18 protein-coding genes are annotated in these 23387 nt (G+C 36.6%); 5 read left to right on the top strand and 13 right to left on the bottom strand.

What is annotated here, in order from left to right; genetic code table 11:
- Positions 1–2343, bottom strand: a complete 2343-nt coding sequence (locus QOL71_RS16485; protein WP_283417990.1) for a TonB-dependent receptor domain-containing protein — start codon at positions 2341–2343, stop codon at positions 1–3.
- A gap of 151 nt (positions 2344–2494) precedes the next feature.
- Between QOL71_RS16485 and QOL71_RS16480 the strand changes: the two genes are divergently transcribed.
- Together QOL71_RS16480 and QOL71_RS16475 are read left to right on the top strand one after the other, a co-directional pair.
- On the top strand, positions 2495–3082 hold the full coding sequence (locus tag QOL71_RS16480) for a Crp/Fnr family transcriptional regulator (RefSeq protein ID WP_283417989.1): 588 nt from the start codon (positions 2495–2497) through the stop codon (positions 3080–3082).
- 54 nt (positions 3083–3136) lie between these two features.
- Positions 3137–3820: an MBL fold metallo-hydrolase gene (locus QOL71_RS16475; protein WP_283417988.1), complete on the top strand. Its 684-nt coding sequence runs from the start codon at positions 3137–3139 to the stop codon at positions 3818–3820.
- 87 nt (positions 3821–3907) lie between these two features.
- Here QOL71_RS16475 and QOL71_RS16470 read toward each other — a convergent pair whose 3' ends face one another.
- Positions 3908–6142 carry a TonB-dependent receptor domain-containing protein gene (locus tag QOL71_RS16470; RefSeq protein WP_283417987.1) on the bottom strand — a complete coding sequence of 745 codons (2235 nt, stop codon included), beginning with the start codon at positions 6140–6142 and terminating at the stop codon, positions 3908–3910.
- 159 nt (positions 6143–6301) lie between these two features.
- Here QOL71_RS16470 and QOL71_RS16465 point away from each other — a divergent pair, with 159 nt between their 5' ends.
- Positions 6302–6805: an ecotin family protein gene (locus QOL71_RS16465; protein ID WP_283417986.1), complete on the top strand. Its 504-nt coding sequence runs from the start codon at positions 6302–6304 to the stop codon at positions 6803–6805.
- Positions 6806–6945: 140 nt separating this feature from the next.
- On the opposite strand, the gene QOL71_RS16460 is transcribed toward QOL71_RS16465, so the two are convergent.
- Positions 6946–8130 (bottom strand): FAD-dependent oxidoreductase, encoded by a 1185-nt coding sequence (locus tag QOL71_RS16460; protein WP_283417985.1) that lies wholly within the window; start codon positions 8128–8130, stop codon positions 6946–6948.
- Positions 8123–8620, bottom strand: a complete 498-nt coding sequence (locus QOL71_RS16455; protein ID WP_283417984.1) for a transposase — start codon at positions 8618–8620, stop codon at positions 8123–8125. Before QOL71_RS16455 ends, QOL71_RS16460 begins: the two co-directional genes overlap by 8 nt.
- Positions 8621–8796: 176 nt before the next feature.
- Here QOL71_RS16455 and QOL71_RS16450 point away from each other — a divergent pair, with 176 nt between their 5' ends.
- Positions 8797–9771, top strand: a complete 975-nt coding sequence (locus QOL71_RS16450) for a helix-turn-helix domain-containing protein (RefSeq protein WP_283417983.1) — start codon at positions 8797–8799, stop codon at positions 9769–9771.
- 127 nt (positions 9772–9898) lie between these two features.
- On the opposite strand, the gene QOL71_RS16445 is transcribed toward QOL71_RS16450, so the two are convergent.
- From QOL71_RS16445 to QOL71_RS16405, 9 genes are all read right to left on the bottom strand, one after another.
- Positions 9899–11221, bottom strand: coding sequence for a S41 family peptidase (locus QOL71_RS16445; RefSeq protein ID WP_283417982.1), 1323 nt, complete (start codon positions 11219–11221; stop codon positions 9899–9901).
- 62 nt (positions 11222–11283) lie between these two features.
- Positions 11284–11802, bottom strand: a complete 519-nt coding sequence (locus QOL71_RS16440) for a hypothetical protein (RefSeq protein ID WP_283417981.1) — start codon at positions 11800–11802, stop codon at positions 11284–11286.
- A gap of 168 nt (positions 11803–11970) precedes the next feature.
- Positions 11971–13443 (bottom strand): S41 family peptidase, encoded by a 1473-nt coding sequence (locus QOL71_RS16435; protein ID WP_283417980.1) that lies wholly within the window; start codon positions 13441–13443, stop codon positions 11971–11973.
- An 82-nt stretch (positions 13444–13525) separates the two neighbouring features.
- A complete protein-coding gene (locus tag QOL71_RS16430) occupies positions 13526–14206 on the bottom strand; it encodes a CPBP family intramembrane glutamic endopeptidase (RefSeq protein WP_283417979.1) in 681 nt (226 codons plus the stop codon).
- A gap of 68 nt (positions 14207–14274) precedes the next feature.
- A complete protein-coding gene (locus QOL71_RS16425) occupies positions 14275–14856 on the bottom strand; it encodes a Crp/Fnr family transcriptional regulator (RefSeq protein ID WP_283417978.1) in 582 nt (193 codons plus the stop codon).
- Positions 14857–15865: 1009 nt separating this feature from the next.
- Positions 15866–17269 (bottom strand): MFS transporter, encoded by a 1404-nt coding sequence (locus QOL71_RS16420; protein ID WP_283417977.1) that lies wholly within the window; start codon positions 17267–17269, stop codon positions 15866–15868.
- Between the two features lie 54 nt (positions 17270–17323).
- Positions 17324–17992, bottom strand: a complete 669-nt coding sequence (locus QOL71_RS16415) for a uridine kinase family protein (RefSeq protein WP_283417976.1) — start codon at positions 17990–17992, stop codon at positions 17324–17326.
- A 1-nt stretch (position 17993) separates the two neighbouring features.
- Positions 17994–19121 carry a glycoside hydrolase 100 family protein gene (locus QOL71_RS16410; RefSeq protein WP_283417975.1) on the bottom strand — a complete coding sequence of 376 codons (1128 nt, stop codon included), beginning with the start codon at positions 19119–19121 and terminating at the stop codon, positions 17994–17996.
- Positions 19122–19682: 561 nt separating this feature from the next.
- A complete protein-coding gene (locus QOL71_RS16405; RefSeq protein WP_283417974.1) occupies positions 19683–22094 on the bottom strand; it encodes a TonB-dependent receptor in 2412 nt (803 codons plus the stop codon).
- 255 nt (positions 22095–22349) lie between these two features.
- Here QOL71_RS16405 and QOL71_RS16400 point away from each other — a divergent pair, with 255 nt between their 5' ends.
- Entirely contained in the window at positions 22350–23276 is a 927-nt protein-coding gene (locus tag QOL71_RS16400; protein ID WP_283417973.1) for a LacI family DNA-binding transcriptional regulator, read from the top strand.
- The last annotated feature ends 111 nt before the right edge of the window (positions 23277–23387 follow it).

The following is a 23387-nucleotide window of genomic DNA, read 5'->3' as shown; positions in this document are numbered from 1 at the left end:
TTAGTTCGCCCTATTCTTTTCATCAAATGTCATCTGTCGCCCTACTGTTTTTATCTTTCGGTTTCCAAAATTATACGTGAGTGAGACAGACAGGTTTCTGCCATCGTAATAGTTATCAAAATAATGGGTGGAATCTACATAATAGATCTCGCCATGACTCTTGCCCTGCCTGAAAATATCAGAAACATAGATATTCATCAGAAGATCTTTGTTCATCAAGTTTAATTTCAACCCAGCCGTAAAATTACCGACAAAATAGGAATAGGTATTCCCAATGCTGGAAGGCACACGGAACCAATAATTCATCAGGAGTTGTACGCTTTTATCTTTGGTCAATGAAAAATTGTTTCTGATATCAAAACTGCTGCTATTACCTTTTCGGGATTCGGCATCAGTGGCAAAAACCTGTGTTTTCATATAAGACAGATCTGCGGAGTAGCTGGCTTCCCAAAAATTAAAGAAAGTATCTGAATAATTCAGAGAAATGCCTGTACTGTTTTTGTTGAAGAAGTTGTAAAAATTACTCGTCTTATTCTCACCTTCCAGAATAACCAGCTGGGCAAAGGCATTCAGTTCCCGCTGGAAGTAAGTGGAAACAGAAAATCTTCCTTTATATAGGTATGACAATTCAAAATTATGATTGACTGATGGGTTCAGAGCAGGATTTCCTGAATAATAGGAATTGATGTTCGTGTACCATCGAAAAGGATTAAGTGCGCGGAATCCCGGCCTGTTGATACGCTTGGAATAATTAATATTGAAAGTATTATTGTCATTGGCTTTATAAGTCAGGTAAGCTGTAGGAAAAAACTTGCCATAGGAATTTTCCGAACTCTGACCTGATGAAACAGAGTTTCCGGTGATGGTGGAATATTCATACCTTAGCCCGGCTTTTACAGTCCATTTTTCGCCGAGTTGTCGTTCCATTCCTACATAGGCAGCATAATTTTTTTCATTATAATTGAAAAGATCGCTCTTTAGGGGATCAGTCACATAATCCTGGCCGATAAAATTTTGGTATTGCAGATCTGAATTGTTATCAAAATTGGTAAATTTAATTCCGGCTTCTGTCTTTGCAAATTCAAATGGCAGCGTAAGATCGGCCTGACCGGAATAGATCTTATAATCCAATTCAGACGGTGTTCTTACGACATAGGAATTAGCAGAATTATCCTGAGTGGTAAAATCGATATTGCTACTCGGTGTGTTAGAGAAATAGTTACCTGTTATGCTGAGCTTATTGCTCCGTTTCCCAAACTTAAGATCATAATAGGCACTTACCGTGGCTTGCCTGTTGTCATTGCGGTGCTCTGCATAAGTAGATAAGGTATTTGTGTAGTTTTGATTCTGGAAATAATCCGAAGTGTTCATGATATCCATTCCAGATTTTCCGGATCCGTAGTCAATTACAAATCCAAGGCCGGACTTACTATTGATCTCATAATCTGAACTGAAGTTGAGGCCTGTACCTTTCCAGAAATCTCTTCTGTCATCAGCACTTTTCAGACCATCTGAGCCAACAATTCTGTAATTTTCATAAGAATGCTTCTGGCTGTCATATTGCCTTAGTTTTAATGAAGACCTTAATTTTTCATTCTGATAATTTACAGTTACAGAGTTCGAATTGCCCGTATAAGTGGTCTGAAACAGACTTGTGGTGAGACTTCCATTCCACCCCAGATTTTGATTTTTCTTCAGTACGATATTGATGAGACCGCTATTTCCCTGCGCCTCATATTTAGCCGGCGGTGCTGTGATAACTTCTATTTTTTCAATATTTTCCGATCGAAGACTTCTGAGATAGTTGATAAGTTCAGACCCGGAAAGGTTCAGCATACGTTCATTGACCATAACCGCCACACCGCTTTTCCCGACCATTGTTATCCCCGCATTTTCATCTACTTTGATCTGTGGTGTCGTATCTAATGCCTGTACACCGTCCATACCTTGTGATGCTGCGGAATTAGACAAATTATAGATCAGACGGTCCGCCTTTCTCTCGATCAACTTTTTCCTGGCTGTTACAGTTATACCTTCAATTTGCTTCTCATTCACATCTGGAATCAATAAGTCATAAGCTGTATTACCATTAACCTTTACTTCTGCCCTATAGAGTGTATTTCCGTCATATATGCATTCAATAGTATAGATTCCGTTTTCAACAAGTTTTAAATCGAAATGACCTTTTTCATCCGAGATCGTTGATTGTTTGTACTGATCTTTTCTGGCAATGATCTCTGCATAAGAAATGGTGTTTTTTGATTTTTTGACCGTTCCGTTGATACTTTGTGATAAAGCAAATAAAGGCATCAGCAGTAAAACTGAAGATGTTATTTTCAGCATGGTTGTCATTTTTGAGGTTGTTCTATAATGACAATCTTAATCTGTATTTTATTACATTGTAGCCTTAATATATAATAATTCTTAGATTTGAATCTTGGATTTGGTGTCTAATCACTATACGGTTAGACGAAATAAAGATGAAAATTGCAAAATGACTAACGTACTTGAAAATTATTTATTCTCAACAGGGGTATTATCAGCCGATGAAATCAAATTTTCTTCGCAATTCTTCCAACTGGTCCGCTTAAAAAAGGGTGATTTTTTTATTCGCGAAGATGAGTTCTGCCGTCATATTGGATTTATTGCCAGTGGCGCTGTGAAAGCATATGCAACTGACAAGGATGGAAAGGAAAATATAACCTGCTTCAAGTTTGAGAATGAATTTATGACTTCGTTTCCGGAATTTGTAGCGCAGGAAAAATCAAAAAGGAATATAAGAACAATAGAAGATAGTATAATCTACAGGATAAGCTACCCGGATTATCAGTTTCTGCTTGGTAAGGTTACCGCTTGGCACGGAGTTATAAAATCGGTAATGGAAAAAGAGTATAACCAAAAAGAACGTTATTTGCTGAATTACAACAATAAGTCAGTTGTAGATAAGTATCTTCATATTCTTTCCAACGAATCAATGCTCATCAAGCGCACATCAACACAGGATCTGGCATCATATCTGGGCATTACACAACGATCGCTTACACGCGCAAAAGGACAAATACATCTAACGAAAGCATTATAGGACAAATGTCCTTATACAGCCATAAGCAGCAATGTAGATTTGCACAAAAAATCTATGCTAAATCGAATTGCTCCTAAAGTTTACCAGATATCACTAATACCGCGAAACAGCATTAACTGCTATATCATTGAAGGCGTATTGGTAGACTCGGGAATACGAAGTTCTTATAGTGCTATAAAGAAAGCTATTCAGAAAGTCCCCGTTTATCAGCATGTATTGACACATGCGCATGCAGACCATCAGGGCTGCAGCGATCAGATATGTGCAGAATTTGAGATACCATTAATCTGCCATCCTAACGAAGTTTTCAGGACAGAAACGGGCATGGTAACGAAAGATTATCCAACTCCGCAACATTGGATAGCAAAGCTTCAGCAAAAGTATTGGGCAGGTCAGGGACATAAAGTCGACCGGACAATCATTGAAAATGACAGGATCGGAAACTTTCGGGTAATAGAGACTCCCGGACATTCGGCAGGTCATATTTCTTTATTTCGTGAGCGGGATGGTGTGCTTATAATCGGGGATGCAGCAATAAATATGAATCTGCTTACGACGGCGACCGGCCTGCGACTTCCGCCAAATATATTCACTTCGGATCAGCAACAGAATATCAAATCACTTCAAAAATTAGCAAAACTCAACCCTGCTATTATCTGCTTCGGTCACGGGCCGGTCATGCGAAATACCGATCGGGAGTTCGAACGATTTGTGGCTAAATGCAGCGCGGCAATTTAAATATAGATCGTGCTGGATACATAATTAAAAATAATTTGTAATATATGTATCAATTGATGAGAAATTAATAGTATAATTAAAATTCTCTTACATTGGTTCGTTTAAGAAATCCTTATTTATATCCTTTTCCTTTTTCAGTTCTGTTTTACCAAATTTATAGCTAAAGCTGAGTCCAAAAGAGCGGAATGGTAATTGTCGAACTGAGTAAGAATCATAATCACCGGTAATAACCGTTGTAACCTGTCTAATATATTTATTAAAAGGATTGGTCATTGTGAATCCTATGCTGGCTTTTTTATTCCAAAACATTTTTCTGCCCGCTAATGTATAAGTAATGGACTGAGGATTTTTTCCCTGAATGTTTTTTGCTGCTGAATTATAATTTCCGAAAGCTTCTAAAATATAATCATTGGCAAACTGGTAATTTAGATTTAAATTCAGACGATATCGGAATCCCATATCAATATTGCCGAAGTAATCACTTACGATATATCGATGAAACGCCATAAAATTACCTCGCACATTGAGCTTGTTATTGCAAAATGGCAAAGAAGCGGTAATGATACCTCCTGAGTTATATTCTTTCCCTACATTTTTCCTTGATGTAACAGACACATCATTGTACTCGACTCCATTTGCTGTAAATACCGGATAAAATGTTGTGATTTGTTTTAAATCCTGACTGTTTATTCTCTCTGTCAGCGTCATAGAAATATTACCTCCGTTATCAAAATTTTTGCTGTACCCGAATTCCATATTATTTCCTATCTCAGGTTTTAATGCCGGATTTCCCGTAGTAATATTGTGAGGATCGCTGATATTCAAAAACGGGTTAAGCTCAGCATATTCAGGTCTTTCTACTCTTCTGCTGTAAGCAAGTTTTAAGGTTCCGTTATTATTAAATTTATGTGACAAAATCAAGGATGGGACCAATAAACTATACGAGGGTATATGAGTTCCCGGAAAATCTATTTTTAAAGTGGTAAACTCATATCTTGCCCCTGCTCTTACATCAAGCCAATTATAAAATTTAAATGAAAAAGAGAAATAGGCCGCATACACCCCCATATCGTAATTCAAATGATAGGACTGAAGAGGATCTGGTTCATATTGATTTGACAAAGTATTATAAACATGGACGTCAGTCGAATTGGTGATATGCTGAAAAATGGTTTTAGCCCCCATTTCAAATGTAATATTATCTGATACAGGATGCACATAGTCTATAGAAATATTATGGCTGTTATCTGTTCCCGGATTATTAGCAGAAATTCCATTGTATGGGAAAACTGTACCGTTAAGACTTTGGGTTTGGATATAGCTGCTTTCAGGAGTGCCATAACTAACAACATAGTCTGCCGTTAATTCCTGACCTTCTTTTTGGAATGTTTTTCTGTAACTTAAACTTCCGTCAATGGAACTTACTGTTGAGCGATTATAAAAATTTCTGTAACCCAATATAGATTCAAAAGATGAATCTGAAAAATCTGTAATATATTGCTCCTGATTAATAAAACCTACATTTTTATTACTAAAGTTGTTGTAAGATATCGATCCGCTAACCGTATTTTCTTTGTTGATGGACCAATCGAAACCGAGTCCCGTCCTATAACCATGCCTTTGAAAATCCGTGTAGCCGTCCTGCAGCAATCTTGTTTGGGAATTTCCCTGAATATCTTTCGATAATCTCTCCTGTGAAAAAGGCGTTCGGGATTTTAATTGAGCATTGCCGCTGAAAAATGCATTCATACTGAAATTATTATTTCTATAACTCAAATTTAGAGATCCTGTCTCAAACCTTGTTCCTGCAGATGCATTGATGATTCCGTTAATCCCTTTTACCTTGGTTTCATTCAGGATAATATTGATAATGCCTCCTGTGCCTTGTGCATCGTATTTTGAACCGGGACTTGTAACGGCTTCAATACTTTTGATCTGGCCGGCAGGAATTGAAGCCAAAGCATCTGCCAAACTGTTGCCGAAAATGCTTGATGGCTTGCCGTTAATTAAAAATCTTATGTTTGGATTGCCTTGTAATTCCACATTGCCATCCGCGTCAACAGTTACCTGAGGAACCTTTCTCAGTACATCGATTGCAGCTCCGTTCTGTGATGTGAGATCATTAGCGACATTGTAGACTATTTTATCAATTTTGTTTTCCACAACAGCCTTTTTACCACTAATAATGACTTCCTGAATAGTTTTTACTTTATCGGTTTTTAAAGTGTCGTTTTCCTTCTTTCCTGCTAAGTCAGTTTTTTTACTTTGAGCATTTACGAACATGGTGGATATTACTGTTAAAAGAACCGGTATTTGCTTCACAATCTTATTTTAAGACACAAAATTGAGATACAAATTAGAATAAATCCTGAATTCTATTCGAAGTAAGATAAAAATCCTGCTTGCATCAGACAAGTGATTAATATCATATTTTCATTTATTGGCACATTAATTGAGAATTATTTCCCAAATTTTAAAAATATGATTAAAACAACACAATTTACAAAGGCAATTTTTATTTTTTTAACAGCATTATTTAGCAGCAGTTTTACTGCTCAGACTTTCATTAAAGTAAATACAGATATTTTTCCAAAAGCCGAGAAAAATCAGAAGAAAGTGGTCATAGATGTACCTTATTCTCCAACAGATGCTAATAAGAAAATAGAAATCTTTGTTGGAAAAGATATGGAAACTGACAAATGTAACCAATATAGCCTTTCCGGAAGTTTTGTGAAGAAAGATCTGAAAGGTTGGGGATATGATTATCTGGTTTTTAACTCAAACGGGAATGCGGTTTCAACCATGAAGGCATGTCTGGAACCAGGAAAAAAAGTACAGTTTGTTTATGCACAAGGATATCTTACTGATTATAATGGTCGTATGCCGATTGTTATATACATTCCGGAAGACTTCAGTGTAAAGTACAAAATCTACAAGGCAGACTCCGAATGGTATGAAGCTCCTGAAGTATCAGAGAAAAAGTAATATTCCAACCAACACAAAAATTTGGTAAAAATATCAATCAATTTTCAATATTTAAAAGCAGTTCGAATTATTTTGAACTGCTTTTATTTTGAGAGCTTAAATGTTTACGAGTGCTTATCAAAATGCATTTACAATAATAATTATGATTTATTATTGTTGTAATAATTCCAGCCATAAATCCAGTCAAGTTGCCGAATTTGCTTACCGATAAAAACGCCAATGAAGCGGTCACGAAACCACGTTGCTATTGGATTCGTTTTGGTTTTAGTATCACCTACTTTTCTGGCGCTTTTTATTACTTTCTCTACTCTGGACTGGCGTTCGGATTGGAAAATCTGAAATGCAGTTCCGTAGTCTTGATGTAATTTTAATAACTCAGCAATGACAACTGTATCTTCCAATGCCAATGATGCTCCCTGTCCAATATGCGGAGAAATACCGTGGGCAGCATCTCCGATAAGGCAAACTCTGCCTTTGTACCAGTGCGAAAGTTTCGGTACATCATACACAGGATATGCAATAATCTCGTGACTGTTTCTGATTATTTTGGAGAATAATGGGTCATCATTTTTATGAACGTTTACCAAATGATCCTGAATTTCAATTTTTAATGTATTTTCTATTTCGTACGGTTTTGGCTGTTGCTCCCTAAAATAGTTGTTAAACCACCAAACCTCACCTTGGTCAGAAACCGAATAAGCAAAGAACCCTCTTTCGCCGAAGGTCATCCGAATTGAATCCAACGGTTTTGAAAGCTCAGGAATCTTTGCGTAACCACCAGTAGAAATGAGTTTTGTATATTGAATTGCGGAAACGTCCGGAAATAATTGACTTCTAACCTCAGAAAACATCCCGTCACAACCGATCATAATATCAGCAGCAGCTGAAGTTCCATCAGCAAAATATGCGATTACCTGCTCATTTGTTTCATGATACTTAATAAACTTTTTATCATAAGATATTTTTATACCTGCTGCTTTTGCCGCTATCCGGGCATATTTATTGAGATTCGATCTTTTAATCTGAATGGTCTCAACACCATATTGCTCGTTTTGGTAAGCTGTTCCCAACTTTGCGATCTGTTTTCCTTTAGAATTAAAAAATTTCATTGAGCCAGGAGTATAATCTTCTTTGAGCAGCCTCAAATCAACAAACTCTTTTAATATATTCAAACCATTAGGAGTAAGTCCCAAAAAAGCACCTTCTTTTGTGTTGTCTTCTGACCTTGATTCAAATATTTCAGAATCAAATCCTATTTTTTTTAGTTGTAAAGCCAGTATTGGTCCTGCTATACCTGCACCTATGATGATTGCTTTTTTATTCATTGTTTTTCTCTTTAAATTTTAATCCGGGTATTAGTAAAAAATTAAGTATAAAAAATATTGCCACTCTCAGATCATTCAGATTGCGCCATTGAGCGGCTTTTTCCTGTAAGAATATATCAACAGTATTGCTATACGGTAATTGCTGGAACTCCATGATAGTCGGGGCAAAATACAGTAATGTCCAAACCCTGACTGCAATATGCCCAGCCAAAACCAGTAAAATTAAATTTCTGCGTTTCCTGATCTTCCAGTTAAAAATTAAAGCTGTGATAAATATTAATTCATGTATTCCATGTGTTATTATCCAGAACACTTTAAAATCCAGGCCATAAGGTTTTTGAAAAAAGATTAATGAAGAAGGCGGAGCTGCAGTCCATGCAGGAACCATCAGAACGGTTTCCCATAATTGTGCGCCATTCATTATAAAGTAAGCACAGATGGCATAGAATAGCCATTTGGTAGCGTTTGAGAATTGGTACGTATTATCCATATTTAAAGATTGATATTAATGCTATGTTATTTATGATCGTTTTCGAAGTCAATAGGCTATGGAATTTTTTCTAACTTTGATTTTGTTTAATCTCGCATAACTCACGGTACAAAATTATTTTCTGATCAAAAGATGAGGTTACAAAAAAAGGAGTTAAACTGGCAAAATAGGGAGCAATGGGATTTGAGTTAAGAAATCATGAAAAGGCTTTTAAAATGGCCTTGAAAGAAAATGACTTTAGTAATCAAGGTTTTAAAGAAGATACCTTTAAGATCAAAATCCCTTTTGGACAATTAACTGCCAAACAATGGCTTTTTGATGGCATCAAGATTTTATATTCCGAAACTGATCTTGATAAACCAACAGAACTGGATTGGAAAGGAGATTCGGAATTAGTAACTATGCATTTTAATTTACAGGGAAGAACTTCAATACAACAGGATGGAATGAGCAATTCCTTTGCATTGAGCACGAACCAGCATAATTTGTTCTATGGCACGAGCGCTGAAGGCAAAATGAAAGTTGACGAATTGCGGATGAAATCATTTATGATTCAGTTTTCAAAGGATTCTTTTTTGAAAATATCCAAAGACGGGAACGAATCACTGAAACATTTTGCAGACAAAATAATTCTGGGAACGCCTGTCGCTTTTTCAAATTCTAATCTGAATATCGACTTGCCTTTACAAACCTGCATTAATTCGATTTTGAATTGTGATTATACAAATGGCTTAAAGAGATTATTCCTTCTTTCAAAAACAATTGAGCTGCTTGTTTTGCAGGCAGAATCGTTTAATAATTTTCAAAATTCAGCATCTGCATATATCAAATCTGATTACGACAAAGAACGAATCGTATTTGCCCGTGATTATCTGGTCAAAAATATAGAATCACCACCTACATTGGTAGAATTGGCAAAAATAGCAGGGCTAAATGAATACAAACTGAAACGGGGCTTTAAAGAAGTGTTTAATCAAACAGCTTTTTCTTATTTGTCTGATTTACGTTTAGAACTGGCAAAAAATAATTTGCTTGAAGGCAAAAAACAAGCTACTGAAATAGCGTTTGAATTGGGTTACTGTTCATTACAGCATTTTAGTAGTGCATTCAGGAAAAAATTTGGCATTACTCCGAGCCAGGTGAGACGTTAAATAATAACAAAGCAAAATTCTTAAACACAGCCGATGTTACGGATTTGCAATCTGTGATTTACGAGGTACTTCAGCCCTGTTTTTGCCAAATCATTGTTGAGCGTCTGTGATTCTTCTGTCGTCTGGTCTATTTTGTCCTATTGATTGTTTCTTCATAACCATCATCCCAATACATTTTAATAGCGTTACATACATTGTTGCTATCCGTTATAAACTCTACTTGATAATCAGTGCCTATCTGGAATAAATTAGCTGTTATGGCTATTGCTTTTCTTGGTTCGTTACTTTTTTGATTGGTGTCTCTAAACATCAATTGATTCTCCGAAAGAGTAATTTCAAATTCCTGAAATCGCCCGATTAACTTTGTTAATTCTGTTGGATTGATGATTACATTTGAAGATTTTGATTGATTAAAATTGATTTGCCAGTTAATTTTCCTTTTCTCATTTTCATCTTTTTCGGTCAGTAGCTTTTGATTCAGGAAGTGATTCTGAGCGGTCAAAATACAATTTTGCTCTTCTGCTTCAATGTCCGGAATTACGCCAATACCTTCCCAATCGGTTTTAGTGATAACATTTTCTTCTCGTGAATATGGAATAAATGCCACAAAGCCATTTCCCATGCTGAAACTTCTTGTTGCATGAGCACCGCCTTTTGATGTATTTCCAATGATAACAGCCTTTTTCATACTTTGTAAAGTATAAGCAAAACTTTCAGCAGCCGAAAAGGTTCTCCTGCTTGTTAGAATATACAAAGGCATTCCTAATTTTAAACCGTTTGTTATTTCCTTTTTATTTTCAATATAAGAATCTGTCCATTTATTTTCGATTCTGTTATAAGTTTTCCCTGTGTAAGTTTTTGTAGGAAAAAAGTAACTTAGAATTTCACCTAACATTTCACTATTACCTCCGAAATTATTTCTTAAATCAATGATCAATCCGTCAGTATGGGAAATAAACTGCATTGCTGAATGTACCGTCTTTCTTGCAGAAGGACTGGGAACAGCGAAGTTTGTAAATTCTATGTAGCCTATATTTGAAGGCAGAATTTCTACCTTTTTGAAATAAAAATTTTGTTTTTCATCTTTTTTAATTTGGTCTGCTAAAATTGCATTTGCCCCTTTTTTATTGGCAAGAAATTTTATGATGTCTTTTTCTAATCGGGGATTATATTCAATTCGCAAATGATTGTCTTCATTTACTGAACGAAGCGCTTTTTGAATCTCATTGGCGAATTGGTTGGGGTTTGTGACAGACCTAAATATATTGTTTTGAGTTTGTTGCTTCAAAAAGTCTGTCATCACTTTTGCCTTGTCAGGGAAAACATAATTATTGATCAGCGAATTACAAATGCTGTTTACAACTTCTATTTTCGTTAAACTGTCAATCTTTGGCGGCTCATTATTTTGAGCAAAAAAAAGTTGTCCAATGAAAATGAATAAGCCCTTCAAAATGTTTTTCTGTATTATTTACTGTCCGTTTTAAAACCATTGATAAACTTTCTGAGCTTAGGCTAATTACGCTGTTTTTTGTAAACATATTCATGTCTTTTAATCCATGCAGTTTCTCCGGAAAAAAGGACATCTTTCTGTGTGGATAAAGAAGTATTGCCTAATATGTAAGTCTGTCTTATGGTTGCTTTCTTGCCATCGTTTCCATCCTTGCCTTCTTTTTCAGTGATGATTCTTATATCGCCGTTGGAAAGTTCTGTCCTGGAAACCAGCTTTTCTTTACCGATGTATTGTCCATCTTTTGAAATAGAAAGGGTATCGGTCTTATTCGCACTTTTTTCTTTGGGATAAGTGTGAACGAAAAGGAATTCATTGGTGTTGGAAATTCTTTTTATCTCAAGATCCGCAGACATCGTATAAGGTTTTCCGGAGCTGTAATCCAGATAGGTTAATTGTCCTGTCCAATTTCCTTCAACCTTCATAAAATCATTGATTAGCCGATTGGATTTTTTCTGAGCCTGCATTAATATTACTGTCAGTAAGAAGAACCCGATAAGTAGAATGTTTGTTAATTGTTTCATATTAATTTTTTTGATTAATTAATTTCACTTATATAAATCTTTCAACATTTTACCGCTTCAGAATAAGAAATTGATTGTGTGATTTTTAGTTTATAATTAAGACAAATATTACTTTAGAACTGTTACATTTCGGTTTGCCCGTATATGTTTTGCCTGATCTAAATTCAATTAATTTCTATTAATTAATTGAATGGTATAATCCAGTTCCAAATCTTCCTTATTGATCCAATTTTCGAATGTAGTTAATGTTTCGTGATCCGGTATTGTCCCGCGGCCGAAGTTTTTATTCAGATCAACTGCATTGGTGTATTTCTGCAAAGGTATAGTAATAACCAGCCCGGTCGGAATTTTAGCCCTGCTCAGCATTCCGCTTGTATTGCCCTGATAACCACCACCCGTCTCCTGCCCGATCACTAAAGCTTTTTTGTTATGTGACATTACTGCCGTAAAATCAGCACAGGATGAAAGGCACAGACCGTTGGTTAGCAGATAGCTGTTTCCTTTAAAATTCATTTTGGCAGGTTCCTGCGGTTCGTAGTAATCGAATTCTTTTGTGATCCAGGATTTTTTCCAGAGATACAGTCCGTTATTTTCTTCAGGTTTTTTGTAGAACATCTTGTTGACACCTTTAATCTCTTTCGCGACAGCTTCTGTAACTTCAATCTTATCCCAGTATCTGAATGTCTTGTCGAAGAAGAAAGATGCCAGCAAAGCAGCATTATCATCTGTCCCTCCTGTATTGTTCCTTACGTCAATGATAAGATTTTTGATATTCTGTTGTTGCAGAGTCTGGAATACTTCCTTGATAAATTTCTTAAAATTCTGCCCGCTTTGCTTTATTGAAGTATCGGCAAAGGAATGAATTTTTAAAATAGCTATACCATTTTTCACCTCAAACTCAAGTGGCAAATCATAGTTCTTTTCAAGCTGTTCTAAAGGAGGAAAAACATCTTTGAAAGCTCCATTTAGCTCAAAGGTCTGATCAATGCCTTCTGATCTCACAACCACTTTAAAAACTTTGGGCGCATCTATTATTTCTTGATACCAAAATGGAAATCTGTAATTCAGCAAAAGAATTTTTTCCGTTTGGTTATATCCGTCTGATGGAATAGCATCGAGCAATTTATTTAATATCGCTGAAATCGGAGTTCCATTAATTGAAACCAATTCTACCCCCCGTTTAATACCTTTATTTTCCGAGTAATTCTTTGAGATTAATACCTTCTGATTCTTGGCATCTACGAAAATTTCTAACGGCAACAAAGTATTGGAAGCATTAATAGAAGTCTTGGATTCTTCCGGCAGCTCAATTCCGGTATGGAGGCACCCGATCTTAGCAAACAAAGGTTTCAATTTTCTGTAAAATTGCAGTTGGGTCAAAGAATCCTGAATGCTCTGTCGAGTGGAATCAATTAAAAATCCAAATTTTTCCTTGTCTGTATATCTGTAGAATCCGGGATGTTTTTTGCTGATCTCATCCATTAATCCTGATGTCCATTGACGTAAGCTATCAGCCGGATATTTTTGCTCGGGTTTAAATTCCTTTGTCTGCCCAAATAAATTTAGCGTTGAAATTATCAATAGCATAATTATTAATACCGGTTTGATAAAATAATTTCCTTGTTTTGATAGATGTATCATTGTTTCTATAGTGAGTTAATTGTAATATTCCCCCTATTTTCAGAATTTACTTATAAAGGTGTCGTTATTAAAACAGAAGTATTTATTTCCCTGTATTCTCGAAAGATTTATAGAAAATCATAAATGCAATCCAGATTACTAATAATATGGCAATTATGATCAATTCCGTCTCATGAAGGCCATTTCTGAAAAAATTATTCAGCGAATGAAATCCGGCTACAGCCAGTAATGAATAGGTCTTGCTGTAGACTTTGCCGATTCCCCATGTACCTAAAAACAATACACCAAGAAAAATCATATTGGGAGTAGTAAATTCAAAATTCAGATGCCAGATAAACCATAAAACGGCGATAAAGATGATGCTTTGAAGTTTCGGCAGATCTTTTAATTGTTCCTGCAAAAATCCGCGCCAACCGATTTCTTCCAATAAACCATACACCAAAACTGTGGAAAGCAACACAAAAGGAAATTGTCCCTGCTGAATATAGCTGACTGTTCCAATAAGCAAGACCGGAACAATCCAGAAAACAAGAAAAGGCAAAAATATGTTTCGATAATTTCCTTTCAGGGAAAGCTTTAAGGTAATATTAAACAACTTAACCGAAACAAAAGCACCGATAGCCGGACCAATTCCTCGTAGTAAAATTTTTATAAATTCGTTGTCGGTAAAGTCAAGCAGATTGGTTTTCACTGCCAAAAAGCGAAACAGAATGGCAATAGCATAAAAAACGATAATGCTTCCAAGTCGTTTTCTTTCTTTCATATTTTTTTGAATTAGATCATCCAAAATTAATTATAAGAAAGCCAAATCCACTTGACGATGGGTAAGTTTTACTTCCCAGTCACTCTTTTTCTGAGGCGGCTAAGACTTTCCGCAGTTAACCCCAGGTAAGAAGCGATTATTTTGAGAGGTGTACGCTGGAAAATTTCGGGGCGCTGGCTAATGAGATTGAGATAACGTTCTTCCGGACTCAGTGTCAGAAGATTGATCTGATCCTGTTGTTTTCGCAGGAACAATATTTCGGGAATCGCTTTGCCAATCCTTAATCCTGTTTCATTACGGGAATAGAGCTCATTGAGATCTGGATAGCTGATCGACCATAATATACAGTCTTCCAATGCCTGTGTTTTAATACCTGAAGGCTTCTGTTTGAGGAAAGAAAAATAATCGCTCATAAAACTGTTTTCATACAGTAAATTGATGCAGATGTCTTTCTTTCCGTTCCAAACGAATAAGCCGACAGAACCTGAAGCTACAATATTCAAATATTTTTCTACACTCTGATAATCTTTTATAACCTCATTTTTCTGAAATTCTCTGACCTTTATTTTTTCTGAAAAACGCTCCCAGATATTGGTTTCAGCATTATAAAACGGAGAAAAAACCTTCTGAATATCTTGTGGTGTAGGCATATATTCTGTTTATACAAGCAAATTTAATATTTCCAGTCAAATTAACCGAGCGTACTAGTCATTCTTATTAAAAGCATAATTCCACATTTGTTATACTATTCAAAGTTAATATTTCATAAATATAATTTGCTCACCCATAAAATTAATGGTATTTTAACAGTATTATTCTTTTTTTTTCGCAACTTGTCGTCATCAAATTTTTCTTCCTATCAATATTCATTTTGTAAATGTTTTAAAGCTAAAAGCTTTAAATTTATTTCAAAATTGAGTCTTAATAAAGTGGCTATTCTATTGCTTTATAAATATGAAAATAAAAATACTATAACTACTTACCGGATTGGTGGAAATTAATCAAAATATCTGAAAGCATCCTTTCAGGCGAAACGAACTGTAGATATTGCAGTCTTCAACCTTTCCGTATATCACATTTAAGGAAAAAAGATATTATTGGAATCTTAAAGTAGGAAAACACTGGGACGAATTAGGTATAATTGTAACGGCAATTGCTTCCTGATAAGCCAATTTTGTGGAAGAATCTATTGACCACCATTCACCACGCCCGTCATAAACGATCACATAAAACCATCTTTTTTTATTCTATATGTGACATATAACAATTGCAATATTGATGTTGCGAACACATCTGAAACACTATTTATGTCTGTCAATACTTTATTTCTGCTTTTGTCATTTTGTCTACCTATAATACCATTTCTAAATTTTTAATGTGATGAAACAACAATAAAGGAATACTGATTTTCAATACTCTTTTTATTTACCAACTTGTTTGAAATGCAACCAATTTTCCAAGATTTCTAACCACTAATCCTAATGATTATCCTTTGGCTAACAGTCTTTTGCAATAGCATCACCTACTTCTGAACTTACTCTTGTTATAATTACGAATTTTTGTTTCCACATCTTTTTATTTACGATAAAGCTACTTCTCTCAGTAAATTTTAGTGTAAACAAAAGGCGGAAAGGACTATACATTTTACCTTTTTTGATATCATTTGTTTCTTGCCTTAGGCTTCATCAGCATTACACAAGCACCAGCCAGTAAGAACAGCAAACCCGTCAGAATAATGACTGACGAAGGATTATCATCCAGAAAAGTCTTGTAAATGAAGCCGAAAGAAACAGTCTGTAACAGCATAGGTATTACAATCATCATATTGATAACGCCCATATAAATTCCTCTTTTTTTCGGGGGAATTGATGGAGAAACCATGGAATAAGGAAGTCCCATCATGGATGCCCAGCCTATTCCCAAAGCGACCATCGGAAGCAGGATGAGGTATTCATTCTTAATGAATGGCAATGTCATGATCCCCAATCCTGTGATACAAAGACAGAAAATATAGGTATTTTTAGAAGTGAATTTTTTGGCAAAAGGTACCAGCAACAAGGCAGAAATCATTGTTATGATATTGTATGATCCGTTCATCAGTCCGGTTTGCCCTACTGCCACTTCTACCATGTGAAGCACATTTTTTGCCCAGGACATATCTTTTTCTGCTACGGACACGCCACTTTTTGCTAATGCAATAATTTTGCCTGCCTTTTGCTCATCATTTTCAGAAATTCCGTAAAGTGACCACTTGAGCATTGGTGTGATGAACTGCCAGTAGCAGAACAGTGCATACCACTGAAACATATATACCAAAGCCAGCTGCCAAAGTAATTTCGGCATATCGCGTATTGCAGAAAAGATTTCGATAAATGGTGTAAAAAAGTGGCTTTCCTCCTTTGATTTTCTGAGTTCTTCCAGCTCTTCATCAGATGGCGGAATCTCAGGCGTTTTGTAAACCGACCATACAACCGATGCAATAGAACAGAAAGATCCCAGGAAAAAAGAATAATAAACCCAAACAGGAATCCCCCCGCCGGAAGCATTGCCGCCGAGATATTTCTGGAAAATAAACAATGACAGGTTAGCAAGTGTAATCCCGGCTCCTACAAACAAGCTCTGCATCTGAAATCCGAAAGTCTGCTGTTCGTGCGGAAGCTTGTCTGCAATGAAAGCACGGTAAGGTTCCATCGCCGTATTATTGGCAGCATCCAGGATCCAAAGCAATCCTACTGCCATCCAAATGGCGGAGCTGAAAGGAAACAAAAATAAAGCGATACTGCAAAAAATGGCTCCCAAAAGAAAAAACGGTTTTCTGCGCCCCCATTTCGGACTCCAGGTTTTGTCGCTGATAGCACCAATCAAAGGCTGAATCAGCAGTCCTGTAATAGGACCGGCAAGATTCAGGATGGGAAGCTGCTCTGCGTGCGCCCCAAGAAAAGTATATATCGGGTTCACCGCGGTCTGCTGCAATCCAAAACTATATTGTATTCCGAAAAAGCCGACATTCATATTCCAGATTTGCCAAAAACTGAGATGCGGAATTATTTTCTTTGTTGTCATAATTTATTTTTCTTTGTGAGAATCAACAGGGTAAGGCACTATTAAATCTATCTTTTATTTCAGCAAGAGTTCGTAATTTTTTCCAAGAACCAAGTCTGCTTTTGCTTTGAATTTTTTAATAATCTGATGTTCTATCTCCAATACCTGCTCTACAAAATCACTCTTTTCGTCGCGGTTTCTGCTCATCCTGTTTTCATAGGTATCTTTGTAATTTCTGTCGATGAAAATTGTAAAATCAAAATCATCAATCTCCAGAATGTATGTTCCTTCTACGATAAGAACCTTATAATCTAATGTATCTATCTCTTCATCTGCAATTCTGTTCTCATTGTAATGTACCAGAGGTTTTTCTATAATTCTTTTTCCGTTTTTAAAGTCGGAAATATTCTGAGAAAGCTTTGCCAAATCGACTTCCAGTGTTCCTACATTTTCTATGGATTTCAGGCGATTTTCGTGATTGCTCTTTGGTGGAAGTTTAAAATAATCATCCATCTGCCACACCAGACTTTTGATATTATTTTCGTTTAAAATCTTTTGGAGTGCAAAAGCGGTCACAGATTTGCCGCTTCCGCTTTCTCCTGCAATTCCTATGGTGAGTTTGTGTTTATTTTTTAATGGCAATCTTACATTCAGCATTTCAAATATTTCTTTACCTATTGCCAAATGCTTTTCCTTAAGTTCTATTATATCTCCAATCATTTTATTCTTTCTTAATTTATTCATTCTATTTTTCCAGGGTCATCATCAGATATCCTGAGGCCGAAAAACACAATTGCTCGGTTCCCAGAGGCAGGAGTTTATCAGTGGAATAATATTCCCTGAAATGAAAACCTTTTTCCTGCATCAACTGTTCGTACTGTGAAAGTATTTTTCCAGGGATCTCTGCCAATCCTTTTCTATTAAGTGCCAAACAAAGCCATCCCAAAAATATAGGCCAGGAACCGCCATTGTGAAAATGGTGTGGTTCGTTTTTGAAGCTATAACTGTAATTGTTTTCCAGGAGTTTCCAATCGTAATCGCCGGGATAAATCACGGGATAGAATACTGGAAGCATCCAGTGTCCGAATTCTGTATAAAGCTCTTCCAAAAATTCTGAAAAAGCTTTAAAATCCAATTCAAAATCTAAAAGAATCGCTAAAGCATTTCCTGCAAGGTCGAAACGCACATCGTAGCCATTGGCGTTCAGCGAAGCCCAGAAATAGGGTTTAAATTCGGTTTTGGAGTAGGCTGTTTCGTGGTATTTTAGAGAATCGGATTCGGTTTTATAAAAGTTGTCCTGAATTAACTTTTTAATATTCGTTGCCTGATTTTCCAGTTCCTCATTTTGATATAATCCTGCTGCATTTTTCACCGCCCAATATCGTAAAACGTTATCATACAAAGTGTATCCGGAAGTTACATATTCGTCTGCCCAATTTCCTCCAAGCGGGCTGTATAAAAAACCTCTTTGATTATATTCCCAGGTTTTGAGACAGGAAAGCGCCTTGGAAATTTTTTCTTCGAGATCTTTTTTGAGTTCTGTTTTATTATATCTGATAATATATTCACAGGTAACAACAATCCACCAGGTTGTTGCGTCGGTCCTGCCGACGTGTGTTCCATAGCTTGCTTTGTCATTAAAGACATTGGACGGAATCTGCCCGTTTTCTGCCTGATGTTTTGCAAGCGTAAGAATGGATTTTTCCAGGCCTGCAAGAATCTCTTCATCATTAATCAAAATCCCGGCAAAACCTGCCATCATCGAGTCTCTTGCCCAGACTCTGGCATAGTTGTCCCTTTGTTGCGCTGATGCCAAAATTCCTTCTTCTGTAATGGCTTTCCTGATGATGTTTAAGGCTTCTTCTTTAAACATTTTAAATTAGTTTGTTCATTAATATTTATTCGAAAGGATTTCAATCAAATTGAATTTACTCTTTCGAAATTATGTTGAATATCATTATTGTCCGATGAAAAATACAAATGAATTTATAGGATAAAACGACAGGTCGCTCCTCCGGAGCTATGTTTTTATCGGCTTAATTTTTTCTATTAACAGCTGTTCTCTCTGAGGCCAGATACAGCTCCGATAGGAGCAAAGCTGTTAATAGCTAAGTTTTTTTCAAGCAATTAAAGCTCCATAGGAGCGACCTGTTTATGATATCTATTTTTATCGGACAATAATTTTAATATATTTTATTGATAGGAGATTGCATCCTATCCTTTGTTAAATCATCCCTTAGGGACTCTATTCTTTTTAAAAAAATGCGACAATTTAGGTAGCATACCTACGGCGTGCTTTTTCCAAATAGTTCTTTTGTTTACACAAATATTGCTTCTACGAGCAAAAAAAGCTTCTGCTGACTCCTATTTTACCCCGAGCTTCAGTTCGGGGCTATTGATAGGAAACACCATAGAGCTTTTTATAATCAATTATTTATAAATCAAATTTCACACTCACGCTATAGCTGGCTCCCGGAAGAGTTCTTGCTCTCACGATTCCGTTTCCGCCGGCAATTGAACCTTCTTCTGCCTCTGTCACCGCAATGGTATTGAAAACATTATTAGCATTCAGACTTACCGAAAGGTTTCTGAGTACCTGGTAAGAAACATACGGATTTACGATAGCGTAACCCGGCATTACCAATTTGTTGTTATCCTGGGTGAAAGCTTTGGTAGCACCAATCAGGTAGAATCCTATATTGAACTTGTTCGCATTAAAGTTAGGATTCACAGAATACATTAATTTCGGTGTTCTTCTCGGCATATTCCCGATGATAGTGGGGTCTATGGCATTTTTGATTTCTGCGTGGGTGTAGGTTAGGCCGGCCTTTACATCTAACCCCTTCGTAATTTTGTAATAACCATCCAATTCTACCCCGAAAGACTGGTATTTGTTCTCCGTTTTTCTCTGAGTGGTCGCTTCGTAATTGGCTTCTCTTGTTCCGGCATAGAACAACGTGGTGTTAAGGAAATATCCTGAGCCTCTTAGCTTATAACCTGCTTCTACCTGATTCACCTTATTGACTTTCACGGCATCCAAAGCCGGGTCATCATTATTGGTATAATTATATCCGGAGAACAGGATCCTGTCCGCAGATGCGCTTCCGCCCTGGCTCACTCTTGCGAAAACGGCATTTTTGTTGTTCAAAGCATAGTTCGCGCCCACTGAATATCCGAAAATTCCGTATCTGTAATTTACTGGAACATTAATATTATCATTGGAGCCAACCATTTGTTCAGGAATGTCAATTACGCCGTTTCCGTTCATATCCCGGCTGGTGTAAGTTACCGTTGCTCCTGAAAAATAGCCTGTTACTTTTCCAATATCATATCTTGCGCCTGCATCGATGGTTAATTTGTCTGTTGCGTTGATTTCCACCTGAGCATGCGGAGCGGTAATATCATATTTGGTGTTGTAGTCTCTTTTCAGGTTGCCCCAGTCTTTCATTCCGTAGTTAAGCAAACCGTTGTCGGTAATGTACTGTCCGGCGGTATTTTTCACATCAACTAATCTTGCGTTTTTATCGCTGACTTCCTGCAGATAGTTGTTCCACATCCAGGACATATTAATGTTCTGGGAAGATTTGTACAATCCTGCGTTAAACTTCACAATATCCCATTTTTTGCTGATATTGAAGTCATTCACAAAATTATTGAAGTTATTCAGCTTTACATTGAAAAGGGCAATTTTCATATAGTTCGCATTCATGTCAATCGGTGTGTTGGTTCCTGCATAGACTGCGCTTCCGAAATTGGTAAAGTTAGTTGCATTGAAGAAGTCGCTTCCTTTGCTCACACTTGCCGGAAAAGGCGCTACAAACTGCCCGTCATTGGCTGCATATCTGATTTTTTCTTCTAATTTCCAACCTTCACCAAGGTTATAATTGAATTCAGCACCGATAACTTTTGACAGAGAATGCATCCCGTCTGAAACATCAGTATTAAAGATGTTACCATCATTTCCCAAAGTTCTGTCGTGCTGCAGGTTGATGGTTTGCAGGGCTCCTGTAAGAATATTGTAGTTAGGCAGTGAAGACCATTTCGGGTCAGCATCCGTTCCGGTAACGCCAACAGGCATAGGCATATAAGCTGCGGTTCTGTCGTCCAGGAATTTGGCATAAACGCGGAAGCTTCCTTTTTCAAATTTTTTAAGGAAAGAAAGTCTGAACTGTCCGCCGTTGTTGGAGTTGAAGCCTGTTTTCCTCGGGCCGTCCCCAATTCTGTAGAAGCCTCCAACTGCCATATAAGTATCATCACCTATTTTAGTGCCGTAATCGAAATCGGTTCTGTAATTTTTGTAGTTAAGTCCCATCTGCTGGGTAATGCTTCCGCCTTCTTTCTCACCGGTCTTGGTAATAAAGTTGATAATCCCTGCCGGAGAATTGCTGGCAAATACAGAAGCCGAACCTCCTCTAAGCGCTTCAACTCTTGAAACGAACGAGTCGAATCTTGTAAACTGGTCCTGAGTTCCGAAAGCGATGTCTCCAAACTGCATTACCGGAAGACCATCTTCCTGAATCAGCAAATATCTGGAACCACCGGCTGAAACGGGCACCCCTCTCACGGTAATGTTAGAATTACCTTCTCCTCCGGAAGATTCTGAACGGATTCCCGGAATGGTACGGAAAATTTCTGCGGTCGTTCTTGGTGCAGCATTTTCTATATCTTTCATTTTTAATGTGGAGATAGAAGTACTGGTCTTAATGGATGCCTTAGGATTGGAGTTTCCTGTAATCACCACTTCATCAATTGCTTTATCTCTTGATATTGTGTCATTTACATTGCTCTGCGAAAACATAAAGGCCGCGGTGTTCATCGCACCGAAAACCAGTAATTTAGTAAACATCTTTGATTCCATATTTTTATGAGGTTTTTTTGTTATGGGTTAAAAGTATTTTTTTTAAGATATCAAAAATGCAGTTTGAATATTGTATTAATTCTGCGTTAATATCAAACGGTTGCGCAAACGGTTGCGGTTGGTAACAAAATTTTATTTTAACTTTTTATTAACTTTCAATGTTTTATATTTAACATAATTTAACATTTAAAACGATACAAATCATTACTAAATTACCCCAAAAATATACTCTGTTACCCAAAAATGAAAAGAATCACTATAAAAGACATAGCAAAAATGCTCAATATAAGTACCTCTACGGTGTCCAGAGCACTTAAAAACCATCCTGATATCAGCGCATCTGTAAAGCAGCGTGTGAAGGAGGCTGCAGATACTTTCAACTATGTCCCGAATGATTTCGCGATCAATTTCCGGAAAAAATCATCCAAGGTTATCGGACTTATCATCCCAGAAATTTCGATGTTTTTCATTCCTTCCATTATCAAAGGAATTTCCTTTGTGCTGCACTCAGAAGGTTATAATTTTTTTGTGCTTTCTTCCGAAGAATCTTTGGGAATGGAAGAGGAAAATCTGCTTACCTGCATCAACTCAAGGGTAGATGGCATCCTGATTTCTCTCACCAGACAGACGAAGGACCTCAGTCATTTCAACAAAATTAAAGAGATGGAACTTCCTTTGGTTATTTTTGATAAGACCATTCCACAAAATATATTTGAAGAGGTGATATTTGATAACAGGCTTTATGCACAGACTGCTGCCCAAAAGCTGACAGAAGCTGGCTGTAAAAATATTATTGCTATTTTCGGTGATGAAAACCTGGAAATATCACAAACCCGGAAAAATCATTTTTTAGAGGTTATCGATAAGTACAAAGACGTAAAGTATAAGGTCATCTACTGCAATTCCGCCGATATGGTAAAGGAGAAAATGAGTATCATTCTAGATTATGAGGATTTCGACGGTTACTTTGCGATGAGTGACGAAACTCTTGCCGGGCTGCACAGTTCACTGGTCAATAAAAAAACTAATTCTTCAAAAGCCAAAGTCGTTGCCATAACGGAGGGCATTCTTCCAAAATACCTGGACGACTCCTATGAATGTATAATTAATGATGGTTTCGAAATGGGAAAAACCGCTGCGATGAAACTGTTGACAATCATAAAAAATTAGCCTTGTTACTTAACTGTACAAGATATCATCTTTAATGTTTAATGCTTTTGTTTTTCTTAAATTCAGTTAAACTGATTGATTAGTATTTATGTTATCTGAATCTTAATAAAT

The organism is Epilithonimonas pallida, assembly GCF_900182975.1.
Taxonomy (GTDB): domain Bacteria; phylum Bacteroidota; class Bacteroidia; order Flavobacteriales; family Weeksellaceae; genus Epilithonimonas; species Epilithonimonas pallida.
Note: the sequence above shows the minus strand (reverse complement) of the source record. Positions and strands in the feature narration are given on the sequence as shown.

Coding starts and splice junctions, on each gene's coding strand:
- QOL71_RS16485 (WP_283417990.1), bottom strand. CDS start 2,343: ATGCTGAAAATAACATCTTCAGTTTTACTGCTGATGCCTTTATTTGCT.
- QOL71_RS16480 (WP_283417989.1), top strand. CDS start 2,495: ATGACTAACGTACTTGAAAATTATTTATTCTCAACAGGGGTATTATCA.
- QOL71_RS16475 (WP_283417988.1), top strand. CDS start 3,137: ATGCTAAATCGAATTGCTCCTAAAGTTTACCAGATATCACTAATACCG.
- QOL71_RS16465 (WP_283417986.1), top strand. CDS start 6,302: ATGATTAAAACAACACAATTTACAAAGGCAATTTTTATTTTTTTAACA.
- QOL71_RS16460 (WP_283417985.1), bottom strand. CDS start 8,130: ATGAATAAAAAAGCAATCATCATAGGTGCAGGTATAGCAGGACCAATA.
- QOL71_RS16455 (WP_283417984.1), bottom strand. CDS start 8,620: ATGGATAATACGTACCAATTCTCAAACGCTACCAAATGGCTATTCTAT.
- QOL71_RS16450 (WP_283417983.1), top strand. CDS start 8,797: ATGGGATTTGAGTTAAGAAATCATGAAAAGGCTTTTAAAATGGCCTTG.
- QOL71_RS16440 (WP_283417981.1), bottom strand. CDS start 11,802: ATGAAACAATTAACAAACATTCTACTTATCGGGTTCTTCTTACTGACA.
- QOL71_RS16435 (WP_283417980.1), bottom strand. CDS start 13,443: ATGATACATCTATCAAAACAAGGAAATTATTTTATCAAACCGGTATTA.
- QOL71_RS16430 (WP_283417979.1), bottom strand. CDS start 14,206: ATGAAAGAAAGAAAACGACTTGGAAGCATTATCGTTTTTTATGCTATT.
- QOL71_RS16425 (WP_283417978.1), bottom strand. CDS start 14,856: ATGCCTACACCACAAGATATTCAGAAGGTTTTTTCTCCGTTTTATAAT.
- QOL71_RS16420 (WP_283417977.1), bottom strand. CDS start 17,269: ATGACAACAAAGAAAATAATTCCGCATCTCAGTTTTTGGCAAATCTGG.
- QOL71_RS16415 (WP_283417976.1), bottom strand. CDS start 17,992: ATGAATAAATTAAGAAAGAATAAAATGATTGGAGATATAATAGAACTT.
- QOL71_RS16410 (WP_283417975.1), bottom strand. CDS start 19,121: ATGTTTAAAGAAGAAGCCTTAAACATCATCAGGAAAGCCATTACAGAA.
- QOL71_RS16405 (WP_283417974.1), bottom strand. CDS start 22,094: ATGTTTACTAAATTACTGGTTTTCGGTGCGATGAACACCGCGGCCTTT.
- QOL71_RS16400 (WP_283417973.1), top strand. CDS start 22,350: ATGAAAAGAATCACTATAAAAGACATAGCAAAAATGCTCAATATAAGT.